We start from the raw sequence: 13,993 nt of genomic DNA, 5'->3' as shown, positions 1-13,993 counted from the left end.
AGGCCTGGCAGCGTACCAGGTCAAAGTCTCCGAAATGGCATCGAGGTCAAGAAGTTCAGATCGGTACAAATCGGCACGGCGCTATCCGCACAGACGAGCCGCTAGTTTTGGCTCGCAATCGACCAACTCACCCCGCCAAGTCCCGCTCCAATATCTTCGCCAAACTCTGCTGCCTCGCTCCCGGCCCGGCCAGCGTGGCCCTGACCTCGGCCACTGTTTGCTTGTCATCGCTTCGGCCGAGGTTTCTCGGCGCGGCCAGCGCGGCCTCAAAGGCCTCACGGGTATTGACCAGCCTGCGGCCGCTAAAGCGAGCGAAATTCAAGCTCTAACGTTCAGCGCGACCGTATCAAGTCGTCGCCGATGGAACCCTGATCGACGCCAGGCCGGAGCTCCCGATCGCTTGGTATGGCGCCTGTTTTTGTGAAATCAAAGCGCTCTATTGCCGCCGCAAGCTCCCGGTCCGAGCGGTCCGGCGATTGAGCCAAGGCCGCCGAGATGGCCTGCCAGGCCTGCGCCGCCTCGGCTCGAGTGGCCTGCACCGATGGGCCTGTTTTCACCCGCGGCCGACTGGTGCGCAGCCGCCCCTCCTCGGCCGCCTTGATGCGCCACAGGGGCTCATAGTTGCGGGTCTGGCCGCGACTGGCCTGCCGGCTTGCCTCGGCATCGATGCCCCAGCCGCGCAGCTTCTCGGCAAAGGTCTCGCGCCAGCGCTGCAGATCGGCCTTGCGCGGATTCAGGCGCAGCCCCTGTGTGGACTCGGCCCGCACGCTCAGGTGCACATGCGGATTGGCCTGATGGTTGTGCAGCACCATCACATATTTGTGATCGGGCAATTCGGCCTGCGCGAACTCGCGCACCGTGCGCAGCAGCAGTTGCGCATCGGTGCCACGCGGCATCGACAGCATGATGTTGAAGGCCTCGCGCCGCTGGCTCGTCTCACCGATCAGCGAGCCGCCAAAGCGCCAGTCCTCGGCCAAATCATGGACGGCATCCCTGCCCTGCGTCGTCTGGCCCCGATCGTCTTCGATGTCGAGCCGGCCGTTCTTGCTGATGTAACGGAAATGCGCGCTGATGGCCTGCATGCCACGCCCGCCGCCGGTCACCTTGACCATGACCTGCGGCGCGCGGCGCAGCACGGTCGCCTCGATGCGAGATCTGATTGCTGCCGCGTGCCCGCGTGCCAAGCCGGCCGCCAGCCTGGGCTGCGACGCCACCTTGACGATGCGATTGCCGGGGTAAAAAAGCCGGTCGCCCCATTGGATCAGGACGCCGTCGATTTGGGGAGTTTGAGCCATAACGTTCTCCAGTGATGCCTACGGGCGGTTCGGGGAAGCGGCCCTAGGTCCGCCTTCACGGTGGACTGGGCTTGGGCGCAGCTCGGCCAATGCAGTGGCGGCCAGGTGCAGGTGCTGACGCACCTCGCCTTCAAGCGACTGCAAGAGCTCGCTGTACTCCTGAGCAGCGCGCACCGAGCCTTGGCGCAGCAATTGGGTCAGCTGATGGATGTTGCGACTCAAATCCGACAACTCGGCGTTCGAGGCGACCAAGGCGGCCAGGTAGTCCGAGCGAGCCCCGCCTTTGCCAAGCACGGGAACCCAGGCGACCAGGCTGGCCACGAAGGCGCCGGGAGCCAGGCCGGCCGCACGCGCAGCGCTGAGGGTTGCTATGGCGTCGGGCCGGCTCATGCGCAGGGACAGGCGAGTGCGTTGCTCGGCCGGTTCCGCCGGTTCAAGTGCTGAAGGCGCGACGATCGGCAGATCGTTTTGAACCAAAGCGCCAGCCAGCAGCTCGCGCACCAAGTCCGAGGGCGAGATGCCAAGCGTATGGGCCTGCTCGAACAGCGCGGCTTTCAAGCCGCGCAAGTCAACGCTGATCCGGTCGCGTGCCGAGGGTGCCATGGAACCCGAGCCTCCTGCCTGTCTACATAACTGACTAGCCCTGCGTGTCAGACATCGGCGCCAGCGCGCCTATCCTGCACTCATCTTCGTTTTAAGGTTAGTTCTGTTTAGGTAGTCGGTCAGCGCTGGAATTCGCTGAAAATCCATCGGAGCGAGAGGCTTGGTCGAAACGAGAGGTCTGTCACTCAGAGTGACAACAGCAAGTTCGACTACTAAATCCGGGCCGGCTTTTATCAAGTAGCTAGGCTGTAGTCGTCGCTGCGGGCCTTTGCCAAGCTCAACAACCGAGCAAGGATGGATGCAGGTAGATTGCTCCCGCTCATGCGACCATGGCCTCAAGATAGGGTTGCATCACCTTGTCCACTCGGTTGATTTTGGCAAAGTGGGAAATATCGGCCGTGGTGATTTTTCGGGCTCGCCATGCATCCTTGAGGGCTTCTAGTGCCACGTCGAGTCCAATTTTTTGACGGAACTTGAAGCAGTCGGTCACCGTTTTTGCAACGGTGTAGACGCGGATCGGCACGCCATGCAAGGTCACGGTTTCGATGCCTTCGCTGTACGCCGCACCCTTCAGGCGAGCAATGCGAAGCGGTGGGTAGTCCAGCGCTGGGCTCTGCGTGCCGGCCGGCAGCGCAATCCACATCTCGTGCGGCATCTGGGTGCCAATTTGATGGAACTGCAACGCCGACAGCAGACACAACACGGCCTTCGGCACACGTTGGCTCACCTCCATGGCCGTCTGAAGCTCGGTGATTTCAGCATCCGGCAAGCTATAGAGGCCCCGGGCAACTCGCTGCAGTCTGCCTACTTGGTGAAGCTTGAGCAGCAACTGTGGCGAGTACCCCCGATCACGCAGATCCGCAGCACGGAGAACACGCTGCTGTTCGGCAAGGGCGAGGATTTGGTCGGTTTGCTTCATTGTTGATGAGTTTAATATCCGCATCACTTATTCATAACTAGTGCGTTTTTCAAACACTATCCTACTTCTCCTGCACCTCGCCACCCTTCAGCCTTCTCCACGAAGAGTCTTGTCACTCAGAGTGACAAGAATTCAGCCCACGGGAAACGAGTGAAATTCTCTGGCACGCTAACTTCAGCTCATTGAGTTAAATCGAGCTTTGTCTACAAGCCCGAGTAAAACAAGCCTTGACGCTTGCACTTCCTGTCGGCCTGTGGACGCAGCACGCCGAACGAAAACCCAGCCCGCTTGCTCGGGCACTGCGTCAACAACGATGGACACAATTTCTCCGTCCAAGCTCGCCTGCAGAATCCAGCATGGCGACGATTTTGGGGCAAATTTCGGCGCCCTTACCGTAGCTTCAGCCTGGCCGAATTCAGCGCTAGTGGCGGCGCGCGCCACGACTGACGAACTGGCATAGGCGGCCGACGCCGAGTCATTGGACTTGGTCTCGGGCTCGCAAAGCAGCGACGCTCGCAGGAGCTGCAGTCGATCGCGGGTAATCGAATGGCCGCCATTGACCCAGGCCTCGACTTGAGCCGGGGATTCGGCGTGCAGCTTGCGCAACTCATACAGCTCGTTCATGCCGCGACACCGGCCGGCGCGGTAGGCGTCGAGCAGCCATTGCGGGGCTTCAATCAATGCGGTGACGCGCGTCACATACTGGCGGCTCTTGCCCAGCCGGCGGGCAACGTCTGCTTGCGTTTCACCGCAGCGCAAACGCTCCTGTACGAACAAGGCCAGCTCCAGCGGCTTCAAGCCTTCGCGCTGCTCGTTCTCTATCACCTGGTCATAGCTGTCGGCCAGCACGTCCACAAAAGCCGGAATCTCCAGCTTGCCGGCCAGCTTGGAAGCTCTCAGCCGCCGCGCGCCGAAATTCAACATCCAGCGGCCGGCATGACTTGCGTCGGGATGCGGGCGCACTGATACCGGCTGGCGCACGCCGCGCAGGGCGATGGTGTCGGCCAGCTCTTGCAAAGCAACAAGATCAAACTCGCGCCGGGGTTGAGCCGGGTCTTCGTCGATGCTGCCAATTGGCAAGATCAGTGGTATTCCTTGCTGGAGGCCGGCAGCAACATCGGCTTCGACCTCAAGCAAAGCCAGATCATCAAGCTGCAAGGCCATGATGATCACCTGCTGATAGAACAATGCCGGAAATCTTCTCAAAGCTCGGGACTATCTCTTTCCAGGCGTCACGAGCGGCGGTCTTCTTCATTTCCCACAGCACTTCGGCATTGGCCTGCGCCTCCGCGATCGCCGAGCGCTTGGGGATGAAGGCAAAGTCGCCAGGCCCGCTGCCGATGGGTATCAACAAGGGCTTGTATTGCTGAATCAGCTGCGAGAAGTTGCTTCGCTGAAACGGCGTCGGCTCCACCAGTGTGGGCAACAGGCCGATCAGCTTCAGCTTCGGATTGAGCACGGCCTTGATCTTGCGAATGCCCACACGTTCATGGTTCAGCAGCGCCCCCACGCCGTCCAGCGCCTCCTGGTTCAACTGGATCGGCGACAGCAAAAAGTCGGCTGACGCCAGGGCGGCAATCAGGCGGATATCGGGATTGGGGTTGGTGTCGATGATGCAGAGATCGAATTGCGCGTCGAGTGCCGCGAGCGCAGCGCGGAAGTTGCGGGCGAAGGGGTTGTGCAGCGCCGGCTGACGCTCAAGACCCAGCAGCCCTGCCGCGCTTGGCACCAGCACAAAGGGCTTCTCCGGCAGCGAGATCGCGCTGGAAGTCATCAGCACATCGGCGCCGACATTTGCCAACTCGGCACGGCCGGAGCGGCGCAAGGGTTTGCTGAAATTTCCCTGATGGTCCAGATCAATAGCCAACACGCGCTGACCTTGCTGGGCAAAGTAATGGGCCAGCAAGGTCGCCACGGCGGACTTGCCGACGCCGCCTTTCTGGTTGGCGAGTACGAGAGTTTTCATGAAGTTCTCCAGCGCCGGAGCGCAACGCTTGGGGTAGAAGGCTTGATGGCTATGCTGATCAAGCGGTGACGATCAGAAACAGTTGCACGGTCGCTGGGCCTCGATGGCCAAAGACCGGGTTGGGGCGAGTCGGCGGCGCCGGCGAGCCCGCGTTTTTGAAGCACGAAGCTTCTCTCCGATGGTCACGCCGTAAGCGGTCAAAGGCAGCGCTGGAAATCGCCCGAAATCCAGCGCGTGCCTTCTGACTTGCGCCCTCAACTCTTGAGCTTGCGCATCTCCTCGGCCAGTACCCACAGCGCGCGGTTCAAGCTGCCTCAGCAACAGATGTGACAACTCGCCTGGCGTAGCCGTTGCCGTTGCCGTTGCCGCGCAGCGTCCGTCAGGATTTAAGGGCCGGCGCCTGATGCAACCGACGTACCGCCAAGCAAATTTCAGACAGCAACTGGCGCGCACGGGAAACAACGATCAGTTTGCCAAGCGGGCTTGTTCATGCGCAGCTTGAAAGAACAAAGTCCGAGCTCTCCTGGCTTGGTTGCGATGCGCTGATCGCCCTGGTCAGTCAAAGGCCAGTCAATCTCACTCCTCGTGGGCATGGCTCAGTCACCATTTGCGGCGGCCATAACAGGTGTTATGATTTACCCACCACTCATCCCTTGCGGCGTCATTCAGTTGGCTCCCGCTTGGGACGGAAAAGCCGCTCAAGTTGGGCGGCTTTTTCACATCTAAAAACGGCCATGGTGACAAGTTCAAAGGTCCCAATTAAAACAGCCGTCTACATTGATGGCTACAACCTGTACTACGGCAGGTTGCGAGGCACGCCGTTCAAGTGGCTCGATGTGGTGCAAGTCTTCCAGGATCTGCTCGCGGAGCGCGACCAAAATGAAAGCCTGGAGAAGGTCAGTCTCTTCACGGCTCATGCGCTGGCTACATTTGCCACGCATGGCAGCGCGTCGGTCTTGGCGCAAGCTGACTACCACCGCGCCCTGAAAACCAAGTACGGTGATCGTTTTGAAACGATTTACGGCAAGCACTCATTCGACAGGGATGGCACGCTGCTTCCTACTTTTGTAGAAGACCAGCCCTACGACCGCACACTGCGTAGCCGTGTCTGGAAGCTCGAAGAGAAAAAGACGGACGTGAACCTTGCCATCAGCATGTACCGTGATGCGTGCAAAGGCCTCTACGACCGCATCATCTTGGTGTCCAACGACAGCGACGCTGAACCGGCGCTTCAGGCGATCCGAGAGGACTTTCCCCATATCGTTGTAGGCGTCGTGCTGCCAATCCGGCCGCCAACCGCCGGCGCCGAAGTTCACCGACGCGCCAGCGGCTCACTATCCAATTTGGCACACTGGGTCATCAACAATCTCAGTGACAGTCGACTTCAGGCCTCGCAGCTTCCCGGCGTCGTGCCGACCAAGAAAAAGCCGATACGCAAGCCAGTGCATTGGTGAGCAGCCCAAGCTGGCTGGACTTGCCCGCGAAATTTACAGCACAAGCGGTCATCGGTCTGATGGCTATGCCGATCAAGCGCGGATGGTCAGAAACAATTCACTCGGTCGCTGGGCCTCGATGGCCAAAGACCGGGTTTGGGCGAGTCGGCAGCGCCGGCGAGCCCGCGTTTTTGAAGCACGAAGCTTCTCGCCGATGGTCGCGCCGAAAATCGCCAAAGGCAGCGCTGGAAATCGCCTGAAATCCAGCGCATGCCGACTGACTTGCGCCCTCAGCTCTTGAGCTTGCGCATCTCCTCGGCCAGCACCCACAGCGCGCGGTTCAAGCTGACAGTGCGGTCTATGCTGCCGACCGGCCGGGTCTGGGTGCGACGGCCCTGCACCGTACGGCCAGCCTGACCGCCCTGCATCACATTGCTTTGAATCCGGTTCATGGCCAGCCAAAGACTGGGGCCCTGGTCCTCAAAACGCCGAGCCTCGGTCAATTGCTCGGCCGTGACAGGTGCCGGCGCTTGGCCTTCATCTCGCTCGCCATAACGCAAAGCCAGGGCGGCGGTGGCGAAAGCGCGCTCTTCGGCCGGCTCCAGCGTCAGCGCCTTCATGCCTTCGGTCGAAGCATCCACCGCTTCGAAGTCGTCCAGCACGCGAAACGCGCCTTCGATCACCTCACCCTGAATATTGCCTTTGTGCGGGATGCGAATATCGTTCGAGACGGTGCCGACGATCAGGCCGTTGCAGCAGACATAACGGAACATTCCAGCGAGCATTTGGTAGGAGCTGGCGCCGTCGTGGCTGTTGATCATGATGATCTCATTCGCTTCGGGCTTGGCCTGGAGTTGTCCGGCGGTATGGCCCTGGTAGCGCATGCGGATCATGTGCTTGGTGAACTCGGTCTTGCCTTCAATGCGGCTCTGGCTCTGCGCAACCATGAAGGGCTCGAAGCCCTCGCGGCGCAGGCCGCGCAGTACCTCGATGGTCGGAATATAGGTGTAGCGCTCGGAGCGGCTGTCGTGCTTGCCGGTGGCGAAGATCGACGGTGCGGCCCGGCGCATCTGATCCTCGGCCAAGGGGGTGTCGCTGCGCATCACAAAGGTATTGCGGGCAAAGCGGGTGGCGAGTGTGGCTTGGGTGTGCATGATGGTTCCTTGATTGGGTTGATCAGCGGGCGGAACGCAGCAGCGCCCCGCCCGTGCTTGGGGTTCAAGCGTTAGCCGCCTGATGGCTGTCGGCCTCGCTGCGAGCCTTGCGGCTGCGGGTTGCGCTCTTGGCGCCGTTGGAAGGCATCGGCAGGTCCTCGGCCGGCACTGCTTCGCCGCCTTCTTGCTTGGCGCGCCGGGCTTCGGAGGCTGCGCGGCTGTCGAGGTAGTCGATTTCCTCGCAGCTGAAGTTCAGGGCGTAGACCTCGCTGCCCTCGTTGTCCTGGTAGTTGTTATTGCGCAGGCGGCCGACGATGTTGACGTGGCTACCCTTGCCCAGGTACTCGGCGGCGTTCTCGGCTTGCTTGCCCCAGAGCGTCCACAGAATGGCGGTGGCTTCTTCTTCGCGCCCTTCCCCGCTGCCGCGCCGGGCGTTGCTGATGGCGGTCAGCGTGGCCTTGGCAATCTTGCCTTCGCGACCATTGACGAATTCCAGCTTCACCGAGCCGGCCAGATGCGCATTGCGCTGCTCCACACGAACGAAAGCCATGATGGGCTCCTTGCTCAAGAATTCAGCCGGCCACCGTTTTGGTGAGCCTGATAACTGATCCTCTTGCTCGGACTCCTCGTTCCCGCCCGGGGGCGGGCGGAGGGTGGGCGGTATTGGTTTTTCTTGCTTTACGCAGCCTTAGCGGTGAGCCAGCTTCCCGGCCCACCGTATTGAGATCCCCCCACAAGTCCCCCTCACAAGGGACGGGGGTGCGTGGGGGGATCGCGGTGGGCGGCATGCTGGCGTTGATGGCTGCCCAATCTTTCGGGCGCGCAGCTCAGCAAGCGATGTGACAGCTCGCCTGGCGCAGTGCTTGCCGCGCAGCGCCCGTCAGGACTTGAGGTCCGGTGCCTGATGCGGCCGGCGTGCCACCAAGCTGACTTCAGACAGCGACTGGCGCGCCGGTCGAGCCGGACCGATCACTTCAAATTTGCCTGCGGCCCGGCTTCGGGCGTGGCGAATGCCAGGGGTGGCGATCTGGCCGGTGCGCAGCAAGTGCGGTGCAACCGCGCGCGCGGAGTGCCGGTCAGTTCGTCAAGCGGGCTTGTTCAGGCGCAGCTTGAAGAAACAAAGCCCGCGATCCGCTGGCATGGGCGTGGGCCGCTTCGGTGAGCGCTGGCGACGCCAGCCTGACTTGGGTGCTCGAATCTTCTGCATGGCGATGCAGGCGCAGCCTTGATCGCTGCAACAGCGAGCGAACAGGCAAGGGCTCAAGGCCGCAGTCCGGCGCCGTCAAGCTCGCGCCGCGTGTTTGATGCCGGCGAGCGTACGGGGAGGATGGCCGCCCGACAAGGCGAGGCGGGAGCCTTGGCCAGCGACTCGACGTAAAGCGCATCAACCCGGCCCCTATGCAGCGGAGGACAGGCCCAACATCGGTACAGGAGGCGCCAGCACCGGATATAAAAAAAATACTTTGCCCGGCGATTGCTCCAGCGAAGCTGAAATCCTCAAATTTCGGGACTAGGTTTTTGGTACTTTTTTGGTACCGACGAAAAAAAAGCACCTAGCGTTTCCGCTAAGTGCTTGATTTTCCTACCAATTTTGGTAGGCGCGATTGGACTCGAACCAACGACCCCCACCATGTCAAGGTGGTGCTCTAACCAGCTGAGCTACGCGCCTCAAGAGCTTCGCAGTATAGCCCGCTTTTCGGGGCTGTGCAAGACTATTTGCAAATCAAGTTCATTTTCTTCTGGCCGAACGCACGCCGCTCACCGTCGCCACATGACGCAAGACCTGGGCCAAACGCCCTGAATCCGCCACTTCGACGGTGAAATTGGTCCAGGTGGTGTCGCTGCGCGCCGCCCTCACCGAGCTCTTGAGCGCCTGCGTGTTGACGGCCACCACATTCATCTTCTCCTTGGAAAAGACCTCCAGCACGTCGCGCAGCAAACCCTGTCGCTCACTCGACTCGACGATCACATCGACCGGATATTGCGCAGCACCACGCCCCTTGGCGTCGAGCACGCCGGGGCGCCCGCCCCACTCCACCTCGATCACTCGCTCGCCTGCCAAGGCCGCCATCTGCCTGAAGTTGCTGCAGTCAGCGCGATGAATTGCCACGCCCTTGCCGCGCGTCACGTAACCGCCAATCGCATCGGGCGGCGCAGGCCGACAGCAGCGCGCCAAATTGGTCAAAAGAGAATCAACCCCCACCACCAGCACACCACCGCGCGGCGCCGTGGCGCCGGCCTTGCTGCGCCGCTGCGCCAGCAACTCGTCGCCATCGGGTTCGGGCACCGGCGGGCGCAGCAGCAACTCGATATTGCGCAGCGAATATTCGTCCTTGCCCACCACCTCGAACAAGGCATCGGCGCCCTTGAAGCCAAGCCTGGCTGCCAGGTCTTCGAGTTTGACCGCCGTCTTGCCTTCGCGCTGCAACAACTTCTCGACCGCCTCGCGGCCGCGTGCGACGGTCTGGCGCTGCGCCATCGCATTGAACCAGGCCCGCGCCTTGGTGCGCGAGCGCGAGCTTTGCAAATAGCCCAGTTCGACATTGAGCCAATCCAGCGAAGGGCCGCCCTCCTTGACGGCCGTCACCTCAACCGTCTGCCCACTCTTCAGCGCGGTGTTCAGCGGCACCATCGCGCCGTCGACCTTGGCGCCACGGCAGCGATGACCGAGATCGGTGTGCACGGCGTAGGCGAAATCCACCGGCGTCGCGCCGGCAGTCAATTCGACAATCGAGGCCTGCGGCGTGAACACATAGATGCGGTCATCGAACACCGCATGGGCCTCGCCCTCGACGAAATCGCGCTCCCAGGCCAGCAGTTGGCGCAAGACCGCCTTGCGAGCTTGGGCCACCTGCTCCTCAAAGTCGCCCGCCGCGCTGACACCTGCATAGCCGCGCGCGCCGGCCTCCTTGTAGGCCCAGTGCGCCGCTACACCATGCTCGGCATGCTCATGCATGGCGGCCGTCCGAATCTGCACCTCCATCGCGCGCCCGTCGGCGCCCAGCACCACCGTGTGCAGCGATTGATAACCATTCGGCTTGGGGCGGGCGATGTAGTCATCAAACTCGCCATCCACCGGCGTGTACAACTCATGCAAGCGGCTCAATACCGCATAACAGTCCGCCACAGCGGGCACCACCACGCGCAAGGCGCGCAAGTCGAACACCCGCTCCAGCTCCAGCCGCTTGCCCTGCATCTTCTTGTGAATGCTGTAGAGATGCTTGGGCCGGCCCTGCACCTGAGCCGCTATACCATGGGCCAGCAAATCGGCTTGCAGCGACGAGCGCGCCGCTTCAACGCTTTGCTCGCGGCCAACCCGCGTTTCATCCAGCGCCCGCGCGATGTCCCGGTAGGCCTGCGGCTGCAGGAAGCGAAAGGACAAATCCTCCAGCTCCCATTTGATCTGCCAAATGCCCAGGCGATTGGCGAGCGGCGCAAACACCTGCTGCGACTCGGCCGCCAAGTCCGTCGGGCAAGCCAGCTTTGACAAGGCGAAAAAACGCAGGGTCTGCAGGCGGGAAGCCAGGCGCAAGAGCACCACTCGCAGGTCACGCGAGAAGGCCAACAACATCTTGCGAACCCGCTCGGTCTGCTCGGCTCGCGCCGCCGCTTCGACCTGCGCCTCGCGGGCGGCGCGCTGGATCTGCACCAAGCGGCGCGTGTGCATCACCAGGCTGGCATAGGATTCGCCAAAAGCCTTGGTGACGAGTTCCTCGGGCTTGTTCAAAAAATCGGCCGCATAGACCAGATAAGAGGCCGCCTGCATGGCCGGCGCAGCGCCAATGCCGGCCAGAATCGCGGCCACACCGTCCGCATGCACCAGCGCGTCTTCGCCGGTATCCAGCGGCTGCCCGGCCAACAAGGGCTCGGCAAAGGCACGCGCTCGCGCCACCGCGTCCAAGGGAACGATGCTAGTCGCCGCCCCGCCCACCGGCGCGAACTCAAGCGCCGGCGCCACCTCCAGCAAACTGACAATAGCGGCCGACTGCTCCTGCCCGGCCATCAATCCCGTTTTCATACAGCTCCAAGAAACTCCCGCACGACCGCGATCTGATCGTCCTGCACCAAGGTCGGCGCATGGCCGACGCCGGCAAATTCATGCAGCCGCGCTCGCGGCCCACGCTGCGTCATCGCCTGCGCGGTCTCGCTCGAGAGCAGGTCGGAGTCGGCGCCGCGCAGCAGCAAGGTCGGGCAAGACAAGCTGTCATAGACCTGCCACAACGCGGCCGTTCCGACCTGCGCGGCCTCGCGCGAGACCTGCGCAAACGGCAGCGCCAGCTTGGGGTCGTAATGCAGGCTGACGCCTTGTTCGGTGCACTTGAACATCGGCGCCGACAGCGCCGCCCATTGCTCAGCGCTGTGCGGGCCAAAGCCTGGCGAAATGCTGGCCAGGTAGGCCGAGCCCTGCTCGACCGAGTCGAACTCCATGTTCTGACCCAGATAAGCGCCGATGCGCTGCAAGGCCTCGAAGCCGAGCTCGGGGCCCACATCATTCAACACCATGCGGCGCACCAGGCCGGCCGGCCTTGCGGGCAAGCCCGCCAAACCCATGCCGATCAGGCCGCCCATCGAGGTGCCAACCCAGTCCACTTGCTCCACATCCAGTCGCGCCAGCAGGGTCACCATATCGGCGACGTAACTGGGGATCTGGTAGCCAGCCGGGTTGGATAGCCAGTCGGAGCGCCCGCGCCCGGCCACATCCGGGCAGATCACGCGGTAGCGCTCGCTCATGCGCCGAGCCAGCGTATCGAAATCGCGCCCTTGACGCGTCAAGCCGTGGACGCAAACGAGCACCGGCGCCTGCGCGGGCTGATCAATGCCGGTGCAAGCCCATTCCCAATAAGCCATCCGGCGCAGGCCCGACGCCCCCAGGCATTGCACATACTTCAATCGCGGTTCAATCATGTTCCAAGCCTCTCTTTGGCTCATCCTAGCAAGCCCGAGCGGATCGCGAACAGAGCTCAAGCCGAAACAGCGCCAGCTCGGCAAATTAACGCGCCGTCATCAGCACCGAACCGCTGACCGTCACGCTGACCGTAGCTTTGCCGGCTTCGACCGGCAAGGCCTCGTCGGCAGACGCGGCCATACCCTTGAAGCGCATCTGCGGCGCAGCCATGGGCATATTGCCCGGCTCCGAACTGCTGACCGAAACCTCGCCAATCGAGTAGCCGTTATAGCCGAACTGCTTGGCGTAGTCGGCCGCGCGCGCCTTGTAGCGCGCAATCGCCTGCACCACCACCTCGGCCTCAACCTTTTCACGCTGATCTTTTGACAGGCTATAGCCGACCCGGGCAATGCTCATGCTGCTGATGCGGCCGGTCAACTGTGCGATCGCGGCCGCGTCCTTGCCCTCCACCAGCAACTCGGCCGTGCCCTGCCAACCGTTGATGCCGCCCTTGGGGGCATAGCGCGGGTACAGAGAAAAATTGCCGGTCTGCACCTCCACCTGACCCGGTTTGGCGATCTTGCGGGCTTCGGCCAAGGCGGTGTCGAGCGCCTGTTTCAATTGCGCCTGCACCGAGGCCGCGTCGCCGCCCTCCTTGGTGGTCGAGAAAGCGATACCGAGAACATCACGTGTTACTTCCACGCTGGCCCCGGCCGTTAAATTCAGCCTGTCTCGGGGCATGGTATCGGCAGCACAGACCGCACCGGCAATGGACAGCAAGCTAAGACAAATGACTGTTTTCATGACACTCCAAATTTGATTGACACTCCACAAGCGTCCGCCAGCGAAAAGCGGTTGACCGGGCGCGCAGCATTGCACGAAATCAGCCACGGTCAGGCCAAAGATGTTAATGAACTGTAACGACCCGTCTGGGCGGCAATCAAAGTCTGCAAAAGACGCTGACAATAACCCTGTTACAACCCCGGACACATGGCCATGACCAGCACGCCCCCCACAAGGCCCAACCGAATCTTGGTGGTCGACGACGACGCCCGGATCCGCGATCTGCTGCGCCGCTACCTGACCCAGGAAGGCTTTGAAGTATTGCTGGCCGAAGACGGCCGCGCGCTCAACAAGCATTTGAGCCGCGAGACCGTCGATCTGATCGTGCTCGACCTGATGCTGCCGGGCGAAGACGGCCTGACCATCTGCCGCCGCCTGCGTGCCGGCAATGACCTCACGCCCATCATCATGCTGACGGCCAAGGTCGAAGACGTCGACCGCATCGTCGGTCTCGAGGTCGGCGCCGATGACTATTTGTCCAAGCCTTTCAACCCGCGCGAATTGCTGGCCCGCATCAATGCGGTGCTGCGCCGCCGACCGGTGATGGAGGCCCCGGGCGCGCCGACCAAGGAGCCGATGACGGTCAACTTCGGTCCGTTTGAGTTCGATCTCGCGCTGCGCCGTCTATCGCGCGGCGGCGAGGCGCTGCCCTTGACGACCGGCGAGTTCTCGATGCTGAAGGCGCTGGTGCGCCACCCGCGCCAGCCGCTGACCCGCGACAAGCTGGCGCAACTCGCGCGCGGCCGCGACTTCGAGCCCTTCGACCGCAGCCTCGATGTGCAAATCTCGCGCCTGCGCAAGCTGCTGGAGACCGACCCGGCCCAGCCGCGCTACATCCAGACCGTCTGGGGCGTTGGTTATGTGTTTGTGCCGGACGAAAGCTAATGCCTTGGTG

The 13,993-nt window shown here is 62.3% G+C and carries 13 protein-coding genes and 1 tRNA gene; 2 read left to right on the top strand and 12 right to left on the bottom strand.

Annotated elements, in window-relative coordinates:
- Positions 1-127: 127 nt before the first annotated feature.
- The 6 genes from LNV07_RS02490 to LNV07_RS02465 all read right to left on the bottom strand — a co-directional run bounded on the left by LNV07_RS02490 (position 128) and on the right by LNV07_RS02465 (position 4,783).
- Entirely contained in the window at positions 128-322 is a 195-nt protein-coding gene (locus tag LNV07_RS02490; RefSeq protein WP_263569576.1) for a hypothetical protein, read from the bottom strand.
- A gap of 10 nt (positions 323-332) precedes the next feature.
- Entirely contained in the window at positions 333-1,295 is a 963-nt protein-coding gene (locus tag LNV07_RS02485) for a relaxase/mobilization nuclease domain-containing protein (protein ID WP_263569575.1), read from the bottom strand.
- 18 nt (positions 1,296-1,313) lie between these two features.
- Positions 1,314-1,898 carry a hypothetical protein gene (locus LNV07_RS02480; RefSeq protein WP_263569574.1) on the bottom strand — a complete coding sequence of 195 codons (585 nt, stop codon included), beginning with the start codon at positions 1,896-1,898 and terminating at the stop codon, positions 1,314-1,316.
- Between the two features lie 319 nt (positions 1,899-2,217).
- Positions 2,218-2,817, bottom strand: coding sequence for a type IV toxin-antitoxin system AbiEi family antitoxin domain-containing protein (locus LNV07_RS02475; RefSeq protein ID WP_263569573.1), 600 nt, complete (start codon positions 2,815-2,817; stop codon positions 2,218-2,220).
- A 174-nt stretch (positions 2,818-2,991) separates the two neighbouring features.
- Positions 2,992-4,023, bottom strand: a complete 1,032-nt coding sequence (locus LNV07_RS02470) for a ParB/RepB/Spo0J family partition protein (RefSeq protein WP_263569572.1) — start codon at positions 4,021-4,023, stop codon at positions 2,992-2,994.
- A complete protein-coding gene (locus LNV07_RS02465) occupies positions 3,965-4,783 on the bottom strand; it encodes a ParA family protein (RefSeq protein WP_263569571.1) in 819 nt (272 codons plus the stop codon). Before LNV07_RS02465 ends, LNV07_RS02470 begins: the two co-directional genes overlap by 59 nt.
- 680 nt (positions 4,784-5,463) lie before the next feature.
- Here LNV07_RS02465 and LNV07_RS02460 point away from each other — a divergent pair.
- A complete protein-coding gene (locus LNV07_RS02460) occupies positions 5,464-6,237 on the top strand; it encodes an NYN domain-containing protein (RefSeq protein ID WP_263569570.1) in 774 nt (257 codons plus the stop codon).
- 269 nt (positions 6,238-6,506) lie between these two features.
- Here LNV07_RS02460 and LNV07_RS02455 read toward each other — a convergent pair whose 3' ends face one another.
- The 6 genes from LNV07_RS02455 to LNV07_RS02430 form a co-directional block, all read right to left on the bottom strand.
- Positions 6,507-7,370: a DUF932 domain-containing protein gene (locus LNV07_RS02455; RefSeq protein ID WP_263569569.1), complete on the bottom strand. Its 864-nt coding sequence runs from the start codon at positions 7,368-7,370 to the stop codon at positions 6,507-6,509.
- 64 nt (positions 7,371-7,434) lie between these two features.
- Positions 7,435-7,920 carry a single-stranded DNA-binding protein gene (locus LNV07_RS02450; protein ID WP_263569568.1) on the bottom strand — a complete coding sequence of 162 codons (486 nt, stop codon included), beginning with the start codon at positions 7,918-7,920 and terminating at the stop codon, positions 7,435-7,437.
- A gap of 1,042 nt (positions 7,921-8,962) precedes the next feature.
- Positions 8,963-9,039, bottom strand: a tRNA-Val gene (locus LNV07_RS02445).
- A gap of 60 nt (positions 9,040-9,099) precedes the next feature.
- Positions 9,100-11,388, bottom strand: coding sequence for a RelA/SpoT family protein (locus LNV07_RS02440; RefSeq protein WP_263569567.1), 2,289 nt, complete (start codon positions 11,386-11,388; stop codon positions 9,100-9,102).
- Complete coding sequence (locus tag LNV07_RS02435) at positions 11,385-12,275, bottom strand: alpha/beta fold hydrolase (RefSeq protein WP_263569566.1); 891 nt, start codon at positions 12,273-12,275, stop codon at positions 11,385-11,387. Before LNV07_RS02435 ends, LNV07_RS02440 begins: the two co-directional genes overlap by 4 nt.
- A gap of 85 nt (positions 12,276-12,360) precedes the next feature.
- Positions 12,361-13,059: an SIMPL domain-containing protein gene (locus tag LNV07_RS02430; protein WP_263569565.1), complete on the bottom strand. Its 699-nt coding sequence runs from the start codon at positions 13,057-13,059 to the stop codon at positions 12,361-12,363.
- A 192-nt stretch (positions 13,060-13,251) separates the two neighbouring features.
- Here LNV07_RS02430 and ompR point away from each other — a divergent pair, with 192 nt between their 5' ends.
- On the top strand, positions 13,252-13,983 hold the full coding sequence (ompR, locus tag LNV07_RS02425) for an osmolarity response regulator transcription factor OmpR (protein WP_263569564.1): 732 nt from the start codon (positions 13,252-13,254) through the stop codon (positions 13,981-13,983).
- Positions 13,984-13,993: the final 10 nt, after the last annotated feature.

Origin of the sequence: Roseateles oligotrophus, assembly GCF_025717515.1 — a bacterium.
GTDB lineage: Bacteria > Pseudomonadota > Gammaproteobacteria > Burkholderiales > Burkholderiaceae_C > Paucibacter_A > Paucibacter_A oligotrophus.
Note: the sequence above shows the minus strand (reverse complement) of the source record. Positions and strands in the feature narration are given on the sequence as shown.